This is a genomic window from Caballeronia sordidicola (assembly GCF_000729995.1).
Classification (GTDB): domain Bacteria; phylum Pseudomonadota; class Gammaproteobacteria; order Burkholderiales; family Burkholderiaceae; genus Caballeronia; species Caballeronia sordidicola_A.
This window is the reverse complement of the sequence record NZ_JNFG01000026.1, coordinates 24,363-47,231: the sequence shown is the minus strand read 5'-3', so window position 1 is coordinate 47,231 and position 22,869 is coordinate 24,363. Positions and strand designations below refer to the sequence as shown.

Sequence of the window (22,869 nt, the reverse complement as noted above, 5' to 3'; positions counted from 1 at the left end):
GTACCGCCATGGCGGCCGCTACCTGCGGACTGTCCGCGCTCGTCGTGCTACCGGTCACGTCTCATGCCGCGGACACTTTGCGCCCGGATGTGGCGAAGCCGCTGAACGCCGCGCAGGATCTGTATCGCGCGCACAAGTACAACGATGCATTGACGAAGATCGATCAGGCGGCGGCCGTCCCGGGCAAGACGCCGTATGAAAGCACCATGGTCGAAGAGATGCGCGGCGCTGCTGCTGCGGCGGCAGGCAACAACGCTGTGGCGGCTCAAGCCTATGAAACGTTGCTGGGCTCAGGGAGGCTCGCTGGCGCCGACGAACAACGCACGACGGCGGCGCTTGCAGGCATCTACTTCCAGGAGAAGAACTACCCGCAGGCTATCAAGGTCGCGCAGCGCTATCAGAAGTCCGGCGGCAGCGATCCCGATATGCGCACGCTGCTCGTTCAGTCTTACTACCTTTCGAACGACTGCGGCAATGTGGTGAGCTTGCTCAAGCCAGGGATCGACGCGCAAGCGCGTGCCGGCCACGCGCCTGACGAGTCGCAACTGCAATTGCTTGGCACCTGTGCGCAGCGCGTAAAGGATGACGCGACGTACCGCGGCGCGCTCGAAAAGCTGGTCGCCTATCACCCGAAGCAGTCTTACTGGGACGATCTGTTTCAATCGATCCGCACGAAACCGGGCTATTCGTCGGCGCTCGATGTTGACACGTATCGGTTGCGCCGGGCGACCGGCTCGCTCACGAGCGTCGACGATTACATGGAGATGACGCAGCTCGCGATCGTGGCGGGAACCACGGCCGAGGGCAAGCAGGTGATCGACCAGGGGTTCGCATCGGGTGTTCTGGGCCACGACGCACAGGCGGATCGCGAGAAGCGGTTGCAGGCACTCGCCGCGAAGCGGGTGCAGGCACCGGCTGATGCGGCGAACCCTGTAGCGCCGGTCGACGTCGATTTCAACGAGGTCTTCGCGGGCCAGACCAAGCAGGGTCTTGCAGCAATGGAAGCGGCGATCGCGAAAGGCGGGCTCGACCACCCTGACCAGGCGGAGCTGCATCTCGGCGTCGCCTACTACATAGCAGGTGACAAAGCTCGCGCAGTGCAAACCTTCCGTGCGGTGAAGGGCTCCGACGGTTCAGCCGACCTCGCCCGATTGTGGGTGCTGGTGGCGTCGAAATAACGGTAACGGTGTTCCGGCCCAACATGTCCCAACCTGCGAAGTGCCACCGCGCTATCCGTGCATTGAAGCGGGCAGGACATGCTCGCCGTATGAAATGCAGGTCAACGACCGACTACGGGGTTGGTTGCGTATGCAACCACCGCCCGGTTTTAGACCGCTGCGAAAGTGTCCCGACGATCGCACTGTCTGAACTACGCATCGCGGCAACTAACCGGGCATATGGTGCGTGTCTCAGGGAGGATGTTGCATTCAATAAAACATAGTTTGGTATACAAACTAATTTTTGACCAGGATTCTGTCTTGCTATGGTTTTGCCACTCGATAACAAGGCACAGGTCGCAGTTTCCATAGGCAGCAAAATCCGCGCGCTTCGCCAGCGACTCCAGCGCACGCTGGATGAGGTGGCAACAACTGCGGGGATTTCCAAGCCCTTTTTATCGCAGGTGGAACGAGGTCATGCAACGCCTTCTATTACCTCGCTGGTGGGCATTGCGCGAGCGCTGGGCGTCACGGTGCAGTACTTCGTTGACACGCCGACCGAAGGCAAGTCAGTGCATAGAGGAAGTGACCTGAAGTACTTCGGGTTTGACGGCACCGAAAACCTTTTTGGACGGCTGACGAACCTGGCGGTCGGCGGCCGGCTGGAAGCGATTCTCGTGAGAATGCCGGTGGGACAGAACCCATCGGAAGTCACGACGCATGCAGAGGAAGAGTTCTTGTACGTGATGAGCGGTCAGATAACGCTTACGTTGGAAGGTACAACGTTCGTATTGCAGGCAGGTGACACCGCGCATTTTGAGTCAACCGTGCCTCACGCCTGGTGCAATACCGCTCGCGAAGAAGCGGTGCTTGTATGGGTGGGAACACCAAAATTGTTCTAGGTGCTGTTTTGATCGGTGCTTTTGTTAAAAGCAATCGATATACATTCGTAAGTATTGCTTATGGATAAGTGAAAGGTTGATCGGATGGAGAGGCGTTGTCTGGTCCATCAAGAAAAGTAGTTGAAGTTAAAAAAAATTAGAAAGCGCTGCGCAGTTCGTTTGTAACAAATAAGTAGTCCGATATTGAAGTATCTGAAGTGTCCCGTCTTCCCGTCTGGATTTGCAATCTGGTGCGCTATTGACCCGTTTGCCAGGCAGCAGGAGCGCGGGTCAGCTTTAACGGAGCGCGGCGCAAGAACGCCGTATATCGAGTGGAGAGGTCCACAAGGCCTCTCTTCACACACAGCTGTGGCTTTACTTACGAGCGGGAAGGGGAAAAATGAAACAAAGGGCATTGGCGCTGGCCGTCAAAAGAATAGTCTGGGCTGAACTAGCGTTGTCAGCCGCAATCGCCGTACCGGCCTTTGCGCAGACCCAGCCGGCCACCACCGCAACCGCGGCAGGCGCAACGACCACGGAAAGCACGCCGGCAGCAGCGGCGGCGCCGGCATCGGGCACCGCTGCAGCAGCGGCCGCGGACAACAACACCGCGACACCGACTGCTGAAAAGGGCGTCCAGCAAATCAAGAAATTCGAAGTGACCGGGTCGCTGATCCGCAGCGCCGACAAAGTCGGCTTCAATGCGGTTCAGACGATTACGCAGAAAGACATTACGGAGAGCGGCGCCACGACTGTCGCCGACTATCTGCGCACGACCTCGGCCAACTCGGCCAATAGCTGGGGTGAAGGTCAGTCGGGCAACTTCGCCGCGGGCGCTGCGGGTATCGCCCTGCGCGGCCTCAGCGAAAAGTACACACTCGTGTTGGTGGATGGGCAACGCGTTGCGCCGTTTGCGTTCTTCTCGAACAGCGTCGACTCCTTCTTCGACTTGAACACGCTGCCGCTGAACTCCATCGACCGCATCGAAATCGTGAAGACCGGTGCCGTGTCGCAATACGGCTCGGACGCCATTGCGGGCGTGGTCAACATCATCACGAAGCACGACTTCCAGGGGCTGCAACTCGACGGCAGCTACGGCAGCGCCATCAGCCAGGGCGGCGGTGCGGGCACGACCAAATTCGGCGTGCTCGCCGGCTTTGGCGATCTCAACGCCGATCGCTTCAACGTGACGGCAGCCGCAAGCTACTACAAGTCGAATGGCTTCACGCTCGCCGACCGCGACGCGACGAGCGCTCAGGATTTCACCAATCAGCCGGGCGGCCATTCGTTGCTCGCGCCGTCTTACTGGAATATGCCCGACGGCAGCGCGCAGGCATTGAGCGGCTGCGCGAACGGTGGTTCGGTGCATCCCGCAGCCTCCAACTCGCTGACAGCGGGGTTGCCGGGCACGATCTGCGGCTACAACTCCGCGGAAAGCACGTCTATCGCGCCGATGACCGAGCGTTTGAACGCGAAGCTTCACGCTGATTTCAAGATCAACGATGAGACGACGGCGTTCGGGGACTTCCTGATCAGCAGCAACAAGACCACGACGAATGACGGTCTGTGGAACAACGTTATCGGCAATCCGCAGGTCCCCGCACTCGTGTGGAATCCGGCGACCAAGCTGCTTTCGCCGTTCAACTTCACTGTGCCGGCGAGCAATCAGTACAACCCGTTCGGGGTAGCCACGCCGCTCACGTATGCATTCCCGGGCGCAGTAGCGGAAGACACATATGCCACCTACTGGCGCGCGTCGACGGGCATCAAGGGTTCGTTCAACCTGCCGAACGGCGAGTGGGATTGGGCGACGTCGGTCAGTCACTCGCAGAGCACGGTTTCGAACACCTATACGAACCAGCTCAACACCGCGGCACTGACCAATATTTACCAGAACGGGACGTTCGATTTCTCGAATCCCGCGGCTACGCCGAACGGCCTCAACGGGCTGTACCAGGATGCGAATAACCTGGCGATCTCGAAGCTCGATACCGTTGACGCGACGCTGTCCACGCCGCACCTCTTTAGTCTGCCGGCGGGCGATGTGGGCCTCGGCTTCGGTGCACAGTTCACGCACCAGAGCGAAGTGATGAATCCGGGCGCGGCGTTCGAACAAGGTCAGGTCATCAGCCCGAATCTCCAGACGGTGAACGGCCAGCGCAACGTGGCTGCCGTGTATTACCAGGTGGACATTCCGATTGTGCGCGCGTTGACGTTCAGCCAGTCGGGCCGTTACGACCACTACAGCGATGTAGGCGGTGCGTTCTCGCCGCGCTTTGCGTTGCGCTATCAGCCGGTTCAGGCGCTCACGATGTACACCTCGTACAACCGTGGCTTCCGTGCGCCGACGTTCGTCGAGAACAGCAACTCGCAAACGATGGGTATTCAGGTAGACCAGGCCACGGGCCAGAACTACACGTCGATCACGGAAGGCAATCCGGACCTGAAAGCCGAACGTACGAAGAACCTGAGCATCGGCTTCCAGCTGTCGCCCACCCGTACGACCGATATCGGCCTGGATTGGTACAAGATTCGTGTCGACAACGTGATTGGCCAAGGCTCGCCTTCCCAGACCGTAACCGACGCGAATGGGAATCTCCTGTACAAGGTCATCCCGTACATGAACCTCGGTTATCTCGATACGAACGGTTTCGAAGGCACGTTCCGCCAGTCGCTGCCGACGAAGACGGGGACGTTCACGCTGTCTGCTGACTGGGCTTATGTGAACAGCTTCAAGCTCGGCTCTCCGGGTGCGTCGCCAGTGAATGGTGCGGGTAACGATTACACCCTCACACAGCCGTTCGGCGGCAGCTTCCCGCGCTGGAAAGGCAACACCACGCTGGACTGGGCGTACAACAAGTTTGACGCAGCGTTGACCTGGCAGTTCACAGGCCCGTATGCGCAGAACCTGGTCGCTGCCGGACCGTCGCACGTGGGCTCGTACAGCCAGTTCAACCTGATGATGACGTACACGGGCTTCAAGCACTGGACGATCTTCGGCGGCATCGACAACATCTTCAACCGTGCGCCGCCGTACGATCCGATCTTTGCAAACGGCACGCTGGATCAGAATGGTTACGACCAGTCGATCTACACGAACATTGGCCGTTTCGCGCAGGTCGGCGCAACGTACAAGTTCTGACGCGGCTGTAGTCTGTCGGTCTGATGGAGCGGCCGCTCCGGCGCGTGTTATACGGCGCTGGAGCGGCCTCATTTTTGTTTGTCGCGCTGATTGTTTATCGGCGTGGTTTCATCGCGATCGATCTTGGACCTTTCGATCCAATCATCGATCTGTCGACGCTTCAACGCATGACGCGTTCATCGTCGTCACCCATGCCGAACGCGGAAGTCACGAATACCAGGAGTTTCCAGATGTTCTTCGCACCACGTCCCTTTCCTTCGATCCGACTTACCCGCGCGTCGGCGGCACTTGTTCTAGGTGGCGTCATGCTCGCGGGCACCGTGCAGGCGGCAATCGTTCCTCCCGGCGTGCAACTCGCCGCGAAGCAGGAACTGGTGCGCAACAACGGCACTGAAGTCGAGACACTCGATCCAAACGTAGCAGAATCGGTGCCGGCCAATACCGTCGCGCGCGATCTCTTCGAAGGGCTGACTGCCACGCGCGCTGACGGCGAGACCGTCCCCGGCGTCGCGGAAAAGTGGGAAATGAAGGACCCCACCACGTGGGTGTTTCATCTGCGAAGGAATGCGAAGTGGTCCAACGGGGAGCCCGTGGTCGCGGCTGATTTTGTGTACGGATGCCAGCGTCTCGTCGATCCAAAGACGGCCTCGCCGTACGCAACCACTTACGGCATGTTCCTGCTTAACGGAACAGACATTGTTGCAGGCAAGAAACCGGTGACGTCGCTTGGCGTAAGCGCAACCGACCCGTACACGGTCGAAATCAAGACTCCCTATCCGGTGCCGTTCCTGCCCGACCTGATGTCGAATACGAACCTCGGGCCGGTGAACAAGGCGGCCGTCGAAAAATACGGAAAGGACTGGACCAAACCCGGCAAGCTGGTCAGTAACGGCGCGTTCATGCTAAAGGACTGGCAAGTGAACAATCGCCTCGTGCTGGCGAAAAACCCGCAATACTGGAATGCCGCTAACGTGCAACTGAACCAGGTTACGTACCTGCCGGTGGAAGACGAAAACACCGACGTCGACCTGTACAAGTCCGGCGGTGACGACTGGGTCAACCAGCTTCCGTCGGGCACCTATGCCCGCTACAAACAGGAGTACCCGAACGAGATGCGCGCGGCACCCATGCTCGGCTTGCGTTATTACTCGTTCAACAACAAAGACCCGCTCCTGAAGGACGTGCGGGTGCGTAAAGCGCTATCCATGGTCATCGACCGGGACATCCTGGCGCAGCGTGTGACTGCCGACGGACAGATCCCGGCGTATGGGGTGATCGTGAAGGGCGTGAAGGGTGCCGACGTCAGCGCGTACGACTGGGCGTCATGGCCGATGGCGAAGCGTGTTGAAGAAGCGAAAAAGCTGCTGGCCGAGGCGGGCGTGAAACCCGGCACCAAGCTGCAGTTCGCCACCAACACCAGTGAGTATCACAAGAAGATGGCGATCTTCGCGGCTTCCGAATGGAAGACCAAGCTGGGCCTGGATACTGAAATCCAGGCGATGGAATTCAAGGTGCTGCTCAAGAAGCGGCACGACGGGGACTACCAGATCGCACGCAACGGCTGGGTGGCGGACTACAACGACGCAAGTACCTTCCTCACGCTGGTTCAATGCGGTTCCGAGCAGAACGACAACCAGGCGTGCAATCCCAAAGCCGATGCGCTGATGCGCCAGGCGTCCAACTCCACGGACCCGGCCACGCGCCAGACGTTGCAGACCGAAGCCGGAAAGGTGGCAATGGAAGATTATCCGATGCTGCCGCTGCTGCAATACACGCTGGTGCGGCTGGTGAAGAGTTATGTGGGCGGTTATTCCACGAAAAACCCGATGGACCATTACCGCAGCGAAGACATGTACATCATCAAGCATTGAGCGCTGCGCGTGGGTCCTGGGGGTGCTTATCGCCGCCGGCAAGGGATATAACTGCTCGTAAAACCTGCAACCCCATATTGGCGAAGTACAGTTCTGGTTCGAGACGACGGCCGCAAGTGACGATGAATAGAGTCTTTATCAACTTAGGGTGTGCGGCACTGCTTGTTGCATCGCACGCGTTCGCCAGGCCGTCGATCGCGCAATACGACGAGCCGAAATATCCGGCGAACTTCACGCACTTCGACTATGCAGACCCGGACGCGCCTACTAACGGCGACATGAATTTCCAGAACTACGACGAACTGCAAAGCTACGATTCGATGAATCCGTTCCTAGTCCGTGGCGCACCGGCGCCCGACCTGAAGAACCTGATGTTCGACACGTTGATGCAGCGAAGCTGGGACGAACTGGCGTCGGAGTATCCATTAATTGCGGACGACGTGGAGGTTGCTCCGGACGGCAAGTCGGCCACATTCCATATCAATCCCCGAGCGCGTTTTTCCAATGGCGACCCGATCACCGCCGCCGATGTGAAGTATTCGTACGACATGTTGTCCAGCCATCAGGCCTCGCCGATCTACAACTCGCAGTTCGCCAACATCAGCAGCGCGAGCGTGGTCGATCGCCTGACAGTGCGCTTCGACTTCCGGGAAGCGCGCCGCGATGCACCGCTGATCGCAGGAGACTTGCCGGTCTTCTCGCCGAAGTGGGGCATGAAAGCGGACGGCACGCGGCCGCCGTTCGACCAGATATCGGATGTGCCGCCGGTGGCAAGCGGTCCTTATCTGATCGAGCAGCGCAAGAACGACAAGCAGATCACCTACAGGCGCAACCCGGATTACTGGGCTGCCAATCTGCCGTCGCGACGCGGCATGTACCGCTTCCAGCGCGTCACGTTCCGGCTCTTTACAGATCACTACACGTCGCTGGAAGATTTCAAGGCGGGCCACACGGACATGCGTGTGGAGTATTCGTCCTCGACCTGGTCGCGCAAGTACATAGGCAAGAACTTCAGCAACGGGTCGCTTAAGAAAGGCGCGTTCCCCGATGGCCCGGCGCAGATGCAGGGCATCTTCTTCAATACGCGCAGGCCGCTGTTCGCGGACGCTCGCGTGCGCCGGGCGTTGACGCTCGCTTTCGACTACGACTGGTTGAACCGGCTGGCTTTCTACGGTCAATATCGCCGCACGGGAAGTTACTTCCAGGACTCTCCGTTTGGCGCGCAGGGCGTGCCGGATGCGAAGGAGTTGACGCTGCTCGAGCCATATCGGACGATGCTTCCCGCCGCCGTGTTCGGCCCGATGCTGAAGCAGCCGGATACTGTGCCGCCGCATTCGTTGCGTGGCAATTTGCGTGAAGCCCAGGCGCTGCTCAACGACGCGGGCTGGCAGTATCGGGACGGTGCATTGCGCAACGCCAGTGGCATACCGATGACCATCGAGATCATGGACGACCAACCCGGCATGGATGGGGTCGTCCTGCCCTACATCCAGCAGTTGCAGACGCTCGGTGTGCAGGCGCACCTGCGGGAACTCGACAGCGCCTTATATGAGAAGCGCATGGACGCGTTCGATTTCGACATGACCACGTTTATCTACGCACCGGTCACCATTCCGGGTGGTGAACTGACGCGCCGCTTTGGCAGCGCTGCGGCCTCGCAAACAGGCTCGGAGAATTATCCGGGAGTCCGTTCGAAAGCCGCCGATGCAATGATCGACGCTGCGTTGAAAGCCCAAACGCTGAGCGATCTGCAGACCGCTACCCGCGCGCTCGATCGCATCCTGATCAACGGGTACTACATTGTGCCGGAGTACTATGCGCCGAATACGCGCGTGGGGTATCGGGCGCGAATGGGTTTTCCTCAGGTCTCGCCGCTTTCTTACCTTGCGGAGGACTGGTTGATCGACTACTGGTTTGTGAAGGCGCCGCCCGCCGCCGTTGCATCAACACACTGAGATTGCCATGGCCGCTTATATCCTCAGACGCTTGTTGCTGATGATCCCCACGCTGATCGGCGTGGTCACATTGACGTTCGTCGTGACGCAGTTCGTACCGGGCGGACCGGTCGAACAGATCCTGACCCAGATGCGCCATGGCGGAGGCAGGGCAGAGGCGGGCGGGGCCGGCGGGTATCACGGCAGCCAGGGAGTGGACCCGCAGCAGGTCGAGCAACTCAAGAAGCAGTTCGGCTTTGATAAACCGCCGCTCGTACGTTACGCGACCATGCTCAAGAATTACGCGAGCTTCAATCTCGGCCAGTCGTATTACCAGCATCAAAGTGTCTGGGCGGTGATCCGTTCGAAGCTGCCGGTGTCCATCACGCTGGGACTCTGGACGGTACTGCTGACCTACCTCATCGCAGTGCCGCTGGGAATTTCGAAGGCCGTGCGAAACGGCTCCCGCTTCGATACCGCCACAAGCGTACTCGTGCTGACCGGTTACGCCATCCCCGGTTTCGTGCTTGGCGTGCTGCTGCTGATGTTGTTTGGCGGCGGCACGCTGTGGCAAGTGTTCCCCATGCGCGGTCTTACCTCCGACGACTTCGACCAGCTCAGCATGACGGGAAAGATACTCGATTACCTGTGGCACATCGCGTTGCCGGTGACCGCCGCGGTGGTCGGCAACTTCGCGATTATCACGATCCTCACGAAGAACACGTTCCTGGAAGAGATCAGCCGGCAATACGTGCTGACCGCTCGCGCGAAGGGCGCGCCGCAACGTGACGTCTTGTGGAAACACGTGCTGCGCAACGCGATGATTCCGCTCTTGACCGGATTGCCCGCGGCGTTTGTGGGTGCGTTCCTCAATGGCAACCTGTTGATCGAGACATTGTTTTCACTCGATGGCATGGGCCAGCTTTCCTACGACTCGGTGATCCGGCGCGACTACCCCGTCGTGCTCGGTTCGCTTTATCTTTTCACCCTGATTGGTCTTGTGACCAAGCTTATTGCGGACGTCTGTTATGTCCTCGTCGACCCCCGTATCCAGTTCGACCGGCTGGACCGGTGAGCGCGTGAACGTCTCCGCGAACCCGCTCTCGGGCGAATCCACTATCGCAACGCCTCCGCCGTCCGACTCGCCCGGCCGGCGCATATGGCTGCGTTTCAAGGCGCAGCGGCTAGGCTACTGGAGCACGATTGTGTTCGTCGGCTTGTTTGTCATCAGCCTGCTCGGCGAGGTGTTGGCAAATGACAAGCCGTTGCTGGTCCGCTACGAAGGGCACTATTATTTCCCGATCCTGAAGGACTATTCGGAGAAAGTATTCGGCGGCGATTTCCCGGCGCGCACGAACTATCTCGACCCGTATATTCACGACCGGCTCGAATCGAAGGGTAACTTCGCGATCTATCCGCCGAATCATTTTCACTACGACACCGTCGACTATTTCGCGAACACGCCCAATCCCGCGCCGCCCTCGGCCGCCAACTGGATCGGCACGGACCAGTTCGGCCGCGACGTCCTCTCGCGGCTGCTGTACGGTTTCCGGCTCTCTGTGCTCATGGCGCTCGCCCTCACGGTCTCGGGCGTCTTGCTGGGCGTCCTGACGGGCGCAGTGCAGGGGTTTTACGGCGGACGCACCGACTTGATCGGCCAGCGCCTGATCGAGATCTGGAGTTCGATGCCGGATCTATACCTGCTGATCATCTTTGCGTCGATCTTCGAGCCGACCTTGTGGCTGCTCTTCATCCTGCTCTCGGCGTTCGGATGGCTCACGCTCTCGGACTACGTGCGCGCCGAATTCCTGCGCAACCGTTCGCTCGACTACGTTCGCGCGGCTCGCACGATGGGCTTGTCGAACTGGCAGATCATGTGGCGTCACGTGTTGCCCAACAGCCTTACGCCGGTCATCACCTTCCTGCCGTTTCGGATGAGCGCGGCGATCCTCTCGCTGACCAGCCTAGACTTCCTGGGACTGGGCGTGCCCGCACCCACTCCGAGCCTTGGCGAACTGCTTGCAGAAGGCAAAAACAATCTCGACGCCTGGTGGATCTCCGGCGCGGCGTTCGGTGGCCTTGTCGTCACCTTGCTGCTGCTGACCTTCATGGGCGACGCGTTACGCAACGCGCTCGATACCCGCACGCGCGGCTCTGCATTCGGAGGGGCACAGAAGTGACAACCCCTCTGTTGCAACTCGACGGTTTATCGATTGGTTTCGGCGACAAGACCGTCGTACGCGACCTGAATCTTTCTATCGGGCGTGGCGAACGCGTGGCGCTGGTGGGCGAATCGGGATCGGGCAAGAGCGTCACGGCGCTTTCGATTTTGGGCCTTGCGGACAACGCTCGTCAGACGGGGCGCATCCTGCTGGACGGCGAAGATCTCCTGCAAAAGACCGAGCAACAGATGCGCGGCATCCGCGGCCGCGACGTCGCCATGGTCTTCCAGGAACCGATGACCGCGCTCAACCCGTTGTTCACCATCGGCAAGCAGATCGCGGAAAGCCTGCGCCTGCACGAAGGGTTGCGACCGAACGCGGCACGCCAGCGCGGTATTGAGTTATTGCGGCGTACCGGTATCCCCGAACCGGAACGGCGCATTGACAGCTTCCCGCATCAACTATCGGGTGGTCAGCGGCAACGCGCGATGATCGCGATGGCGCTCGCGTGCCGGCCACGCCTGCTGCTCGCCGATGAACCGACCACGGCCCTCGATGTGACCGTGCGCCAGCAAATAGTGGAACTGCTGATCGGCTTGCAGGAACAGGAGGCGGCCGAGCGCGGCATGGCGGTGCTGCTGATCACGCACGACCTGAACCTGGTCAAGCGCTTTGCGCAGCGCGTGGCGGTGATGGAGAAGGGCGTGCTGGTGGAAACCAATTCGACCGCGGAACTGTTCGCGAATCCGCAACACCCTTACACGCGCCGCCTGCTCAACAGCGAGCCCGAACGCTCGATCGATCCGATCGCGTCGAACGCGGGGAGCTTGCTCGAAGTGCAGGGGTTGTCGGTGGACTACCGGACTTCAGTGAAAGGCTGGCGATCCCCGTTTTCGAAGTCTTCGTTTCGCGCTTTGGAGGATATAGGCATTACGTTGAGACGCGGCGAAACGCTCGGCATAGTGGGCGAATCCGGATCAGGAAAGTCTACGCTTGCCGCCGCTATCCTGGGCCTGCAGCGGCCGACGGAAGGATTGATTCAGATCGACGGATTATCCTTGTCCGCGCTCAAGAGCGCGAATTCGCGGCGGATGGTGTCGTCGCGGCTGCAAGTGGTATTTCAGGATCCCTACGGATCGTTGTCGCCGCGCATGACGATCGAGCAAATTGTGGGCGAAGGGATTGCCTTGCATCGGCCGGAAGTGGACGCGGCGGCGCGTCGACAGCGCGTGGTGGCGCTGCTCGACGAAGTGGGCATGCCGGCCGATGTCCTGCCGCGTTATCCGCACGAATTTTCCGGTGGCCAGCGCCAGCGTATAGCAATTGCCCGGGCGCTCGCGGTCGAGCCGGAACTGCTGGTGCTCGATGAACCTACGAGTGCGCTCGATGTATCGATACAGCAGCAGGTGCTCAACCTGCTCACGCGGCTGCAGAAAAAATATCACCTGACCTATCTGTTCATCACGCATGACCTTGCCGTGATGCGCGCGATGGCGCATAGGGTGGCGGTCATGAAGGCAGGGCGCATAGTGGAGATGGGCGACACGATGGCCGTTTTGCAAGCGCCCGCGCATCCCTATACGCAGGCGTTGCTTGCAGCTTCGATCGTAGCGGGCGCAGCGGCAAAGGCGGCTTGAGTGTGTCCCTGAACCCTTAGCTCAGGGCACGGACTCGTCGCTCTTTCCGTTGAGGAGACGTTCCACGGGCAGCGCGTCGAATGGACCTGGCTCAAGCGAATCCTGCCTGGAATCCGAATTGGCAGCCGGTTCGTTATCCGACGGCGCCGGCTTGCCCGCCACTGGGGCTCGGATTACCGGCAATGACAAACAGCAGAAGGCAGTCGCGGTGGATGAGGCGAAGATCCAACGCAGTTTGCTAAGCCTCTGTAAAACGGCAAGAGCTACCGTGGTTTTGCAATTAACAGTAAGCTTGACCGTCTTTTATCGCTCCGCTTGATTTCATGCGCATCGGCAAAGCTGAAATGCGCGGCCGCCCTTGGACGAAAACTAATAAAACTAAAATCAGATTCGACCTGAGCTGGTTTTAACGTCCGGCTATAAACTCGACTGAAGGCGCTTGCCGCCGGCAGAATCGTGCATGCGAAAGCTATGACCTCAAGCGCATCGACCCGGCCGGGTTGTGCTGCATTTGCGTATCGCGAGTAAGCTTTAGCGGGATTTCCGCGCGCGTAGGGTCCCCGTAGGCTTCCGGCGATGCATCCTCACGCTTCGGCTCCAACGGCCCCTCATTTCCCGTGCACCACTACAACCGATTTTCCGATCTACAAACAGGAGCTTTCCATGATGAATCGAGACAACCCCGTGTGGCTCATCACCGGCTGCTCGACCGGCTTCGGCCGTGAGTTGGCCAAACTTGTGCTGGAGCGCGGATGGCGCGCCGTGGTGACCGCACGGGACCCGTCGAAGCTCGCGGATCTGGCCGAAGGCTACGGGGAGCGCGCACTGGTGCTGCAACTCGACGTGACCGAGCGCAAGCAGATCGCCGATGTTGTCGCGAAGTCGCAGAAGCATTTCGGCCGTATCGATGCGCTCGTGAACAACGCCGGTTACGGTTATCTGGCGGCAATTGAAGAAGGCGAAGACGACGCTGTACGCGCCATGTTCGAGACCAACGTATTCGGCCTGGTCGACATGACGAAGGCCGTGCTGCCCATCATGCGTGCGCAAAAAAGCGGCCTCATTGTCAATATTTCGTCGATAGGAGGGATCACGAGCTTCGCAGCCACGGGCTACTACCACGGCACCAAATACGCGGTGGAAGGGATCTCGGAGTCGCTGGCGATCGAAGTGAAACCGCTGGGCATCGACGTGCTCGTGGTTGAGCCCGGACCGTTCCGGACCAACTGGGCCGGGCCGTCGATCAAGCAGTCGGCTACGCGCATCGATGACTATGCGGCGACCGCCGGCGAGCGCCGCAAGCAGACCGAAGCGCGCAGCGGCAATCAGGCGGGTGATCCGGTGCGCGCGGCGCAGGCGATCATTGATGCGGCACTCTCCGATACCCCGCCGTTGCGCCTGTTGCTCGGCAAAGCCGCGCTTGAACTGGCGCGCAAGAAAGTCACTTCGCTGACCAATGACTTCGATGCGTGGGAGAAAACGACCATTGGCGCCGATTTTCCGGAAGGCGCGAGTTAAGCCGGAACTTCGCGTGGCGCATGAGGCACATCAGGCACTTCCGCGAATATTTTGCATAAGGCAAACTTATGGACATCGCCGGAAAACGCTGCAGCTTCGCATGGTGCCTGGCAGCACGGGCATGCTGGGAACCCTGTTAAGGCAGCGCCGCGCCAAACCGGAGCGCCCATGAGACGACCGCATCACCCGATTGACCTGCGTGCGTTGCAGGCATTCGTTGCCGTCTGCGATACAGGCTCGATGACTGCCGCTGCAAAGCAGCTCGGCGTGAGCCAGAGCGCGATTAGCCAGGCTGTATCCGCGCTCGAACGCGAGCAGGGTACAAGCCTGTTCGATCGGGACAGCCGCCCGCCGCGGGCCAACAGCGCAGGGCGAGCCTTGCTCGAACTCGCCTCGCCCTTGCTCGATCACGCGCAACGGGTGAGTGCCCGCATCGACGAGGTATCCGGTGCAGGCAACGCGTCGGTTCGGCTGGGTTGCGTGGACTCGTTCGCGGCCACGATCGGTCCCGAACTGATTCGAGCGCTCTCGGGTTCGTCGCGGCAGATTGCGTTGTGGTCGGGATTGACGCCCGGGTTGACCAAGCAGTTGCACGATCGCGAGATCGATCTGGCCGTATGCACCCAGACTGTCATTTCGGACCCGCGTATTGTGGAGATTCCCTTGTTCTCCGAGGCATTCGTGGCGGTTGCATCGCGGCGCTTCCTCGCGTCGCGACCCGCGGCGGACTGGCGTATGCTCGCCAGCAATCTTCCTTTGATTCGTTATACGGGGCGCTCGGTGATTGGCCAGCAGGTCGAGCGTTTTGCGCGGCACCTCGGTATCGACAGCCCGCGGCGTTATGAATTCGACGCTACCGATCCCCTGCTCAGCCTCGTTGCCGCGGGTCTTGGTTTCGCCATCTCCACGCCACTTTGCTTGTGGCAGGCGCGCCATTATCTGGAGGAAATCGAGGTGTTGCCGCTGCCGCCAGGCGGCCTTGCACGCCGCGATTTTTTCCTGCTGCACCGTGAGAGCGAATGGGATGGTTTTGCGGCCGAACTGATCTCCTTGACGCGTGGTGTGCTCGACCAGCGCATTCGCCCGGCGCTTCAGCAAGCGCTACCCAACCTGCCGGACGATGCGATCCAATAACGCTTATCGACTTGCCTATTGACCTCTTTCTCTACCCCTTTTCGTACGCTTACTTCGCCCGGAATCCATCATGACCGATCTCTACACCTTGCATCGCGGCGATGCGCCACTGCTTATTTCAATCCCGCACGTCGGCACTGAAATTCCCGAGAGCTTGCGGCCGTTGTACACGGACATAGCGCTAACCGTGGCGGACACCGACTGGCATCTCGACCGCCTGTATGACTTCGCCCGCGAGATAGGCGCGACAATTCTGGGCGCTCGCATCTCGCGTTATGTGATCGACCTGAACCGTCCATCGAACGATGAAAGTCTCTACCCCGGCCAGACGACAACGGGCCTGTGCCCGGGCGAAACCTTCCGGGGCATGCCGCTGTATCGCGATGGCGTGGGGCCCGATGCTGCCGAGAAAGCGCGGCGCGTAGTGACCTACTGGCAGCCGTATCACGACGTGCTTGAGGCAGAACTTGCACGGTTGCGGGCAGCGCATCCGAACGTGTTGTTGTGGGAAGCGCATTCGATTGCAAGCGTGTTGCCGCGTCTGTTCGAGGGCAAGCTTCCCGATCTGAATATCGGTACGCAGGATGGGCGCACGGCGGCGCCGGGCGCGTTGCAAGCGGTTACCGATGCCGCTGCGCAGAGCGCTTATACGTGGATCGCCAACGGCCGTTTCAAGGGCGGCTACAACACGCGTCACTATGGAACGCCTGAGACTGGCGTTCACGCGATACAACTGGAAATGTGCCAGTCGACCTACATGCATGAGACGGAACCGTTCGACTACGCGCCTGAAGCAGCCAGTCAGGTTCAGGTGGTGGTGAAGAACATGGTGGGCGTGGCGCTGGATGTGATCCGGGGGCTGTAATCGCTGTTGCTTGAGCGTTGAACCGGCTGGCGCTGCCGGGCACCCAAGCACGATTTTCAACGATCTCTTAATATGCCCACTGCATGGCCGATACATCAACGAAGCCGCCTGCCCGTGTCGCCTGCGCGGGAGCAGCTCATTGGCTTTCAATGGAAAGGAGTGGACATGGAATATCGCTTATTGGGCGAGACAGGATTCAAGGTGCCCGTGCTGAGTCTGGGCACCGCCACGTTCGGCGGCAGCAACGATTTCTTCAAGGCATGGGGCAGCACCGATGCCGACGGCGCGCGCAGCCTGGTTGACATTGCGCTGGAGGCGGGCGTCTCGATGTTCGACAGCGCCGACATCTATTCCGATGGCATGGCGGAGGAGATACTCGGCAAGGCAATCGCCGGACGCCGCTCGAAGGTGATCGTATCGACGAAAGGAACGTTTCAGTTCGGCTCGGACGTGAACAGCGTCGGCTCGACTCGGCATCACTTGACGGAAGCTATCAATGGCAGCCTGAAGCGCCTGAACACCGACTACATCGATATCTATCAACTGCACGGTTTCGACGCACTGACACGCGTGGAAGAAACCTTGCGCACGCTCGACGACTTCGTGCGCGCGGGCAAGATCCGCATGATCGGCTGCTCGAATTTTTCCGGCTGGCACTTGATGAAATCGCTGGCGGTGTCCGACCGCGAAGGCCTCGCGCGGCATTCGGTGCATCAGGCGTATTACTCGCTGACCGGCCGCGATTTCGAGCATGAACTCATGCCGCTGGGACTGGACCAGAAGGTCTCGACCATTGTGTGGAGTCCGCTGGGGTGGGGGCGCCTGACAGGCAAGATCCGTCGCGGCAGCCCGTTGCCGGAGAACAGCCGTTTGCACAAGACGGCGGATATGGGACCGCCGGTTGCCGACGAATATGTGTACGGCATTGTGGACGCACTGGATGCCGTGGCCAGGGAAACGGGAAAAAGCGTGCCGCAGATTGCGTTGAACTGGCTGCTGCAGCGGCCGACAGTCGCGAACGTGATTGTGGGCGCTCGCGACGAGAAGCAGTTCCGCGAGAACCTGGGCAGTGTGGGGTGGTCGTTGAGTGCGCAGCAGATTGCGGCGCTGGATAAAGCGAGCACGTTGCCGCTGCCGTATCCGTACTGGCATCAACGCGGATTCGCGGATCGCAATCCGTCACCGGTGTAGAGAGGAGGAGAGGGCGAGGGATGCTATTGCATCGTCAGCGTCACCTGTCCTCTACCGTATCCCCACGCTCCGCAATAATTCGTCCCAACTCCCGCGTAGAAGGCACGCGGCGCATTGGGTTCGTTGACCCCAGTTCATCGTCGGCCAGGTTTTCAATCAGTGCCAGCAACACCTTGCGTGCGGTCTTGATGTCGTGCTCGCTTAAGCCCACCGCGCCGACCTCGTTGACTTCCTCGGCGAGCGGCACGAGCTTTTCTTTCAGCGCCCGGCCCTCGGCCGTGAGGAACACGTGCACGTTTTTCTTGTTGTCCGGCATCTGCTGACGCTCGACATAACCCAGCGCCTCCATAGCCTTGACCGCGGCAAAGGTCGTTGGCTCCATCACCCCCGCCTGCGTGCTCAGCTCGCGCTGCGTCAAGCCATCCGTCTCCCACAGGATTCGCAGGAACGTCCAGTGCCCGTACGACACGGTGTGCTCTGCAAGCCGCATCTGCAGCGCGCGCACCAGCGAACGCGCGGCGTCCTTCACGAGGTGGGCCAGCCGGTCGTTGGGTACCGCGTCGTGCCAGTGACGCAGGATTGCAGCGGTTTCGCGAGGCGCGCTGTCCGCAGGTTTCTTTCTTGTCATGACCGTATTTCCCAAAGCTTGAAGCGTTGCCCAGGCCAACATGATAGCCGGTCGGAACGGACCTGAAGAACGGCGCGGGGCCGTCCGGGCGTGATGGTAAATCGAGTGTCAGAGTGTCATTGACTACGCACCTTGTCTGTCACGGAGGTCACACCACTGACGCCAGTTCCGCCTGTCCCGGGCAGCATCCTCGCAAACGATACAGCCATGGACGCCAGCTCCTGCGCCACCGGAGTCAACGGCACGCCCGCGCGGCGCAGCAGGCACACACGCGTACTCAAAGCCTGTTCTTTGATCGGGACCACCTCCACATGGTCCCTGAAGAACGGATGTGCCGCGAGACGCACGGGTTCGAGCGACAGATAATCGCTGTTCGCCACGCAATGCAGCGTATCGAATACCGCCTCGGTCGTGGCCGCGATACGCGGCGGTTCAAGCCCCGCGTCTTCGAACAACGTGGACAAACGGTTCGCGACATCACCTGCATGGCGCGGCCGCGTACTGACCCACTCGCAATCCTGCAACGCCCGCAGCGATCGCGCGCGGCCTAGCGGATGACCACGCCGTGCGATGACGGTGACGGGCGATTCAAACAGCGTGGTCGCGTCCAGATCATGAATATCCGCTTCGTTCGATACCAGCGCCAACGCGAAGTCCAGGCTGCCGTCGCGCACCCAGGCCGTCAGGACCCTCGACGTGGCGCTGGTCAGGTGAACGTCAATACGAGGACAGCGCTCGCGAAAACTCGCGAGCAGCGCGGGAAATAATCGCATCATGGCCTCAGCCGCTGCGCCGAGCGAGACCTGGCCGGTCAACTCACCGCGTAACTGGCGCATTTCGTTTTCGGTTCGAACGCATTCGCCGAGGATCACGTCGGCGCGAATCCGCAAGCGCTCCCCAACCGAGGTCAGGCGCGCGCCGCGATGCCCGCGTTCGAACAGGGGGCCGCCCGCGCTGGTCTCGAGTTTCCTCAACTGTTGCGTCACGCCGCTTTGTGCAATGCCAAGGCTGCGCGCCGCCGCCCTGAGGCTGCCGGCTTCAGCAACAGCCACGAACACGCGAAGTTGCGTCAAGGTCAGGTCCACAATTTCCACCCGGGTGATAGGTAAAAGTGATCATGATAAGTAAATCGGCCCTGTTTGGTGGCATTTTGCACTCGTACCATGCAGGCGTGTCGTCCCCATCACCGTCTTGACCACCGCGTCTTGACCACTGAGTAAGCGCCGATGAAAACTCTCTCCTCATTGCTGGCCGCCGCCGTGATTGCGGCCGTAACCGTCTCCACGCCTGCCTTCGCGAAAGACGCGAACGTATTGCGCCTCGGCATTGATCCGACGTATCCGCCAATGGACGTAAAAATGCCGGACGGCACCGTGACCGGTTTTGACGTCGATCTCGCCAACGAGATTTGCCGCCGCATCGCGATGCATTGCCAATGGGTCGAGATGGAGTTTTCCGGCATGATCCCGGCGCTGCAGGCACGCAAGATCGACGCGATCATCTCGTCGATGGCGATCACAGAAAAGCGCATGCAGCAGATCGCGTTTTCGACCAAGCTGTTCCAGTTCAAGTCCCGTTTGATCGCGAAGACCGGCACTCCGCTAACCGTCAGCGCGGAAGGTCTGCGCGGCAAGCGCATTGGGGTACAGAGCGGCACGCAGTTCGAAACGTATGCGCAGAAGAACTGGCAGTCGGGTGGCGTGGAAGTGGTCGCGTATCAAAGTCAGGAAGGCGTTTTTGAAGACCTGATGGCGGGCCGGCTGGACGCGGCGCTGCTGGGGTCGGTGGAAGCGGATAACGGCTTCCTGAAGACACCGCGAGGCAAGGGATTCGGGTTTGTCGGCGGACCGCTTGAGATGGGTGACCACGGCACGGGCATCGGCCTGCGCAAGGACGACGCTGCGCTCAAGGCAAGTATCGATAGCGCGATTGCCGGCATGCGTGCAGACGGCACGTACCAAAAGATTGCCCACAAGTATTTCGACTTCGACGTCTACGGCAACTAACAGGATTTTCAGGAGCATTCGATGCACATCCAAAACACGCCGCTGGTTTCCACGTCCATCGGCACGCGCCGCGAGTTCGTCAGCTTTCACTTTGGCACGCCGGGAAAGGGCGAGAAGATCTACATACAAGCGTCGCTGCACGCGGACGAAATTCCCGCGATGCTGACCGCGTGGCGCCTGAAGCAACGGCTGATCGAACTGGAAAAGGCGGGACGGATTCGCGGCGAAGTGATCCTGGTGCCGGTCGCAAACCCGATCGGACTCTCGCAGCATGTGCTCGGGCAGTTCCTTGGGCGCTTCGAGTTGAATAGCGGCCACAACTTCAATCGCAGCTTCCCGCTGCCCACCGCCGCTGCTTTGGTCGAGCATATTGGCAGCCAGTGGACGCAGGACGCCGACGCCAACACGCGGTTGTTGCGGCGTGCTGTATGCGACATGCTCGCCGAGGTCAAGCCGAAGAACGAGTTTGAGTCCTTGCGCCGCGAGATGCTGATCATGGCAGCCGATGCCGACGTCATCCTCGACCTGCACTGTTCGTTGGAGGCCACCATGCACCTGTACACGAGCCCTGCGAGCTGGCCGGCGGTCGAGCCGCTCGCGCGTTACCTGGGCGCAAGCGGTGTACTGCTCTGTGCGGACTCGGGCGGCCAGTCATTCGACGAGGTTCATACGCAACTCTGGAACGACGTCCGTGCGCTTCTGGGCGAGGGCACGCCGCTCGCCGCGCCCAACGTTGCACTGACGGTCGAGCATCGCGGCCAGCGCGACGTGTCCTATGAGTTCGCGGAGCAGGACGCGGACGCGATTGTCGACTACCTGACGTATCGGGGAGTGATCGAAGGCGAAGCGCGCGAGATGCCACCGCTCAACCATCCTGCGACGCCATTAGCCGGCAGCGAGCAGTTCATCGCGCCCGCAAGCGGTGTGGTGGTGTATCGCGCACAAGTTGGGGCACATCTGAAAGCGGGTGACCCGGTCTTCGATATCGTCGATCCGATCACGGACGAGGTAACCACGCTCACGACGAAAAACGACGGCGTCTTTTATATGCGCCGGGCGATCCGCTTTGTTATCGCCGGCGCACCGATGGGCCGTGTAACCGGCGCGGTCCCGTTCAGGACCGGGGTGTTGATCGGCGCTTGATCAGCGTCACTTGATAGCGTCACTTGACCTCGCTGGCGCGCCCGCGTGCGGACCCTCGCGAAGCAGAAATCCCCGCTCCTGCTTCGGCGGGCATCCGCATGAACATCGGGTAAGAAGTAATCACGACAAGCGCGGTAACAATAAACGCAGAAGCCAACTGCCACCGTTCAGCGTGCGCGCCGGGAGCCACGATCATGGTGACCTGAATGGTCCCTGCCGCGACCGTCACACCGACTGCTTTCATCAATTGCTGAGCGGTGCCCTGGAATGAAGTGGCGGCAGCCAGCTTGGGCTTGGGCACATCGGCAAAAGCGAGTGCGCCCATGGTGGCGAAGCTAAGCGAACGCGATAATCCGCCCACAAGCAGCAACAGGAAGATGGCGCTAGCGGGCCAGTTCTGCGACATGAAAGAGCACACCACGAGCACGGCGGCAAACGAAACGCTGCCAGCGCACAACACGGTCCGGACGGAAAAACGTCTTAGTGCAAGCGAGGTCATGGGCCGCATGCAAAACGATCCTAGCGCGCTAGCGAACGTGACAAGGCCACTTGCGGAAGCGCTATAGCCAAAGCCGGTTTGTAACGTCAGCGGCACGAGAAAGGGCAGCGCGCCCGCACCGGCTCGAAACAAGCTCCCCGCAATGGTCGCAGCATGAAAGGTCGGAATCGCGAGCAGCGAGAAATCGACAGCCGGATCATCCACGCGGTGGCAGTGCCTGACGGCCATCCAGAACATCAGCACCCCCGCAGCGACGCATGCCGGCGACGCAAACGGCGGCAGGACCCCGCGACCCGCGCATTCGATGCCGGTCATGAACAGCGTCAGCGAAGCGCCTATCAACATCATTCCGCGCACGTCGGGCGGCGCATGATGTTCGGGCGGCGCGGCCGGAAGCAAGCGCCACGTCAGCAGCAAGCCCACTATGCCGACAGGCACGTTGACCCAGAAGATGCTGCGCCACGAGAGGGTATCGGTGAGAAAGCCACCCAATGGCGGACCCATCAACGGGCCGATGAGAGCAGGCATGGTGAGCCAGGTCGTGGCCTGCAACAGCTCCTCACGTTTGACGCCGCGGAAAAGGATCAGACGTCCGACAGGCACCATCATGGCCCCGCCGATTCCCTGCACGATGCGCGCAGCAATCAGCTGCGGGAGGTTCGCGGCCGCGGCACAAGCAAGCGAGGCCAGCGTGAAGGTTGCGATTGCCCACATGAAGACGCGCTTTGCACCGAAGCGGTCGGCAACCCATCCGCTAGCCGGAATGAACACCGTCAGCGCAACGAGGTAAGCAGTAATGGCGCTACTCAGATGGACCGGATCGACGCCCAAGTCGCGCGCCATGGCGGGCAGGGCCGTCGCGACGATCGTACCGTCCATGTTTTGCATAAAAAGCGCGCTGGCTACAACGGCGGCGGTGATGCGGAAGTTGGCTGGTTTCACTAGGCGGCGAGCGTATTTCTGGTAGAGCCAACGACGCGCCTGCGAGCAAGGCGCCGAGGGATCAATCGATTGCGTGGCAGCAGAGTCTACTTGAACCGGGGGGCGTGATGCGAGAGCATCGAGGCGCCGCGTTCATTACAAAAGACGTACAGGTAGTGC

17 protein-coding genes are annotated in these 22,869 nt (G+C 60.5%); 14 read left to right on the top strand and 3 right to left on the bottom strand.

What is annotated here, in order from left to right; translation table 11 throughout:
• Positions 1-8 precede the first annotated feature (8 nt).
• The 12 genes from FH08_RS0124060 to FH08_RS0124000 all read left to right on the top strand — a co-directional run bounded on the left by FH08_RS0124060 (position 9) and on the right by FH08_RS0124000 (position 17,492).
• The gene (locus FH08_RS0124060; RefSeq protein ID WP_235210482.1) at positions 9-1,178 is read left to right on the top strand and encodes a tetratricopeptide repeat protein; all 1,170 of its coding nucleotides are present in this window, start codon (positions 9-11) and stop codon (positions 1,176-1,178) included.
• A 305-nt stretch (positions 1,179-1,483) separates the two neighbouring features.
• Positions 1,484-2,059, top strand: a complete 576-nt coding sequence (locus tag FH08_RS0124055; protein WP_031360813.1) for a helix-turn-helix domain-containing protein — start codon at positions 1,484-1,486, stop codon at positions 2,057-2,059.
• A 379-nt stretch (positions 2,060-2,438) separates the two neighbouring features.
• Positions 2,439-5,180 (top strand): TonB-dependent receptor, encoded by a 2,742-nt coding sequence (locus FH08_RS0124050; protein ID WP_031360812.1) that lies wholly within the window; start codon positions 2,439-2,441, stop codon positions 5,178-5,180.
• Between the two features lie 230 nt (positions 5,181-5,410).
• Positions 5,411-7,051, top strand: coding sequence for a peptide ABC transporter substrate-binding protein (locus FH08_RS0124045; RefSeq protein WP_051888476.1), 1,641 nt, complete (start codon positions 5,411-5,413; stop codon positions 7,049-7,051).
• 122 nt (positions 7,052-7,173) lie between these two features.
• On the top strand, positions 7,174-9,006 hold the full coding sequence (locus tag FH08_RS0124040; RefSeq protein ID WP_051888471.1) for an extracellular solute-binding protein: 1,833 nt from the start codon (positions 7,174-7,176) through the stop codon (positions 9,004-9,006).
• 7 nt (positions 9,007-9,013) lie between these two features.
• On the top strand, positions 9,014-10,060 hold the full coding sequence (locus FH08_RS0124035) for a microcin C ABC transporter permease YejB (protein ID WP_031360809.1): 1,047 nt from the start codon (positions 9,014-9,016) through the stop codon (positions 10,058-10,060).
• Positions 10,014-11,165, top strand: coding sequence for an ABC transporter permease (locus tag FH08_RS0124030; RefSeq protein ID WP_031360808.1), 1,152 nt, complete (start codon positions 10,014-10,016; stop codon positions 11,163-11,165). The genes FH08_RS0124035 and FH08_RS0124030 overlap by 47 nt, the downstream gene beginning before the upstream one ends.
• Positions 11,162-12,784 (top strand): ABC transporter ATP-binding protein, encoded by a 1,623-nt coding sequence (locus FH08_RS0124025; protein ID WP_031360807.1) that lies wholly within the window; start codon positions 11,162-11,164, stop codon positions 12,782-12,784. The genes FH08_RS0124030 and FH08_RS0124025 overlap by 4 nt, the downstream gene beginning before the upstream one ends.
• A 663-nt stretch (positions 12,785-13,447) precedes the next feature.
• Positions 13,448-14,302, top strand: coding sequence for an oxidoreductase (locus FH08_RS0124015; RefSeq protein WP_031360806.1), 855 nt, complete (start codon positions 13,448-13,450; stop codon positions 14,300-14,302).
• A gap of 168 nt (positions 14,303-14,470) precedes the next feature.
• Positions 14,471-15,436, top strand: a complete 966-nt coding sequence (locus FH08_RS0124010; protein ID WP_031360805.1) for a LysR family transcriptional regulator — start codon at positions 14,471-14,473, stop codon at positions 15,434-15,436.
• Between the two features lie 70 nt (positions 15,437-15,506).
• Positions 15,507-16,301, top strand: a complete 795-nt coding sequence (gene hutG, locus FH08_RS0124005) for an N-formylglutamate deformylase (protein ID WP_031360804.1) — start codon at positions 15,507-15,509, stop codon at positions 16,299-16,301.
• Between the two features lie 165 nt (positions 16,302-16,466).
• The gene (locus tag FH08_RS0124000; RefSeq protein WP_031360803.1) at positions 16,467-17,492 is read left to right on the top strand and encodes an aldo/keto reductase; all 1,026 of its coding nucleotides are present in this window, start codon (positions 16,467-16,469) and stop codon (positions 17,490-17,492) included.
• A gap of 40 nt (positions 17,493-17,532) precedes the next feature.
• Here FH08_RS0124000 and FH08_RS0123995 read toward each other — a convergent pair whose 3' ends face one another.
• Positions 17,533-18,120 (bottom strand): MarR family winged helix-turn-helix transcriptional regulator, encoded by a 588-nt coding sequence (locus FH08_RS0123995; protein WP_031360802.1) that lies wholly within the window; start codon positions 18,118-18,120, stop codon positions 17,533-17,535.
• A 116-nt stretch (positions 18,121-18,236) separates the two neighbouring features.
• The gene (locus FH08_RS0123990) at positions 18,237-19,193 is read right to left on the bottom strand and encodes a LysR substrate-binding domain-containing protein (protein WP_235210478.1); all 957 of its coding nucleotides are present in this window, start codon (positions 19,191-19,193) and stop codon (positions 18,237-18,239) included.
• Between the two features lie 153 nt (positions 19,194-19,346).
• On the opposite strand from FH08_RS0123990, the gene FH08_RS0123985 reads away from it, so the two are divergent.
• Positions 19,347-20,126, top strand: coding sequence for a transporter substrate-binding domain-containing protein (locus tag FH08_RS0123985; protein ID WP_031360800.1), 780 nt, complete (start codon positions 19,347-19,349; stop codon positions 20,124-20,126).
• A gap of 21 nt (positions 20,127-20,147) precedes the next feature.
• On the top strand, positions 20,148-21,269 hold the full coding sequence (locus FH08_RS0123980) for a succinylglutamate desuccinylase/aspartoacylase family protein (protein ID WP_031360799.1): 1,122 nt from the start codon (positions 20,148-20,150) through the stop codon (positions 21,267-21,269).
• Positions 21,270-21,288: 19 nt separating this feature from the next.
• Here FH08_RS0123980 and FH08_RS0123975 read toward each other — a convergent pair whose 3' ends face one another.
• The gene (locus FH08_RS0123975; protein WP_031360798.1) at positions 21,289-22,710 is read right to left on the bottom strand and encodes an MFS transporter; all 1,422 of its coding nucleotides are present in this window, start codon (positions 22,708-22,710) and stop codon (positions 21,289-21,291) included.
• Between the last annotated feature and the right edge of the window lie 159 nt (positions 22,711-22,869).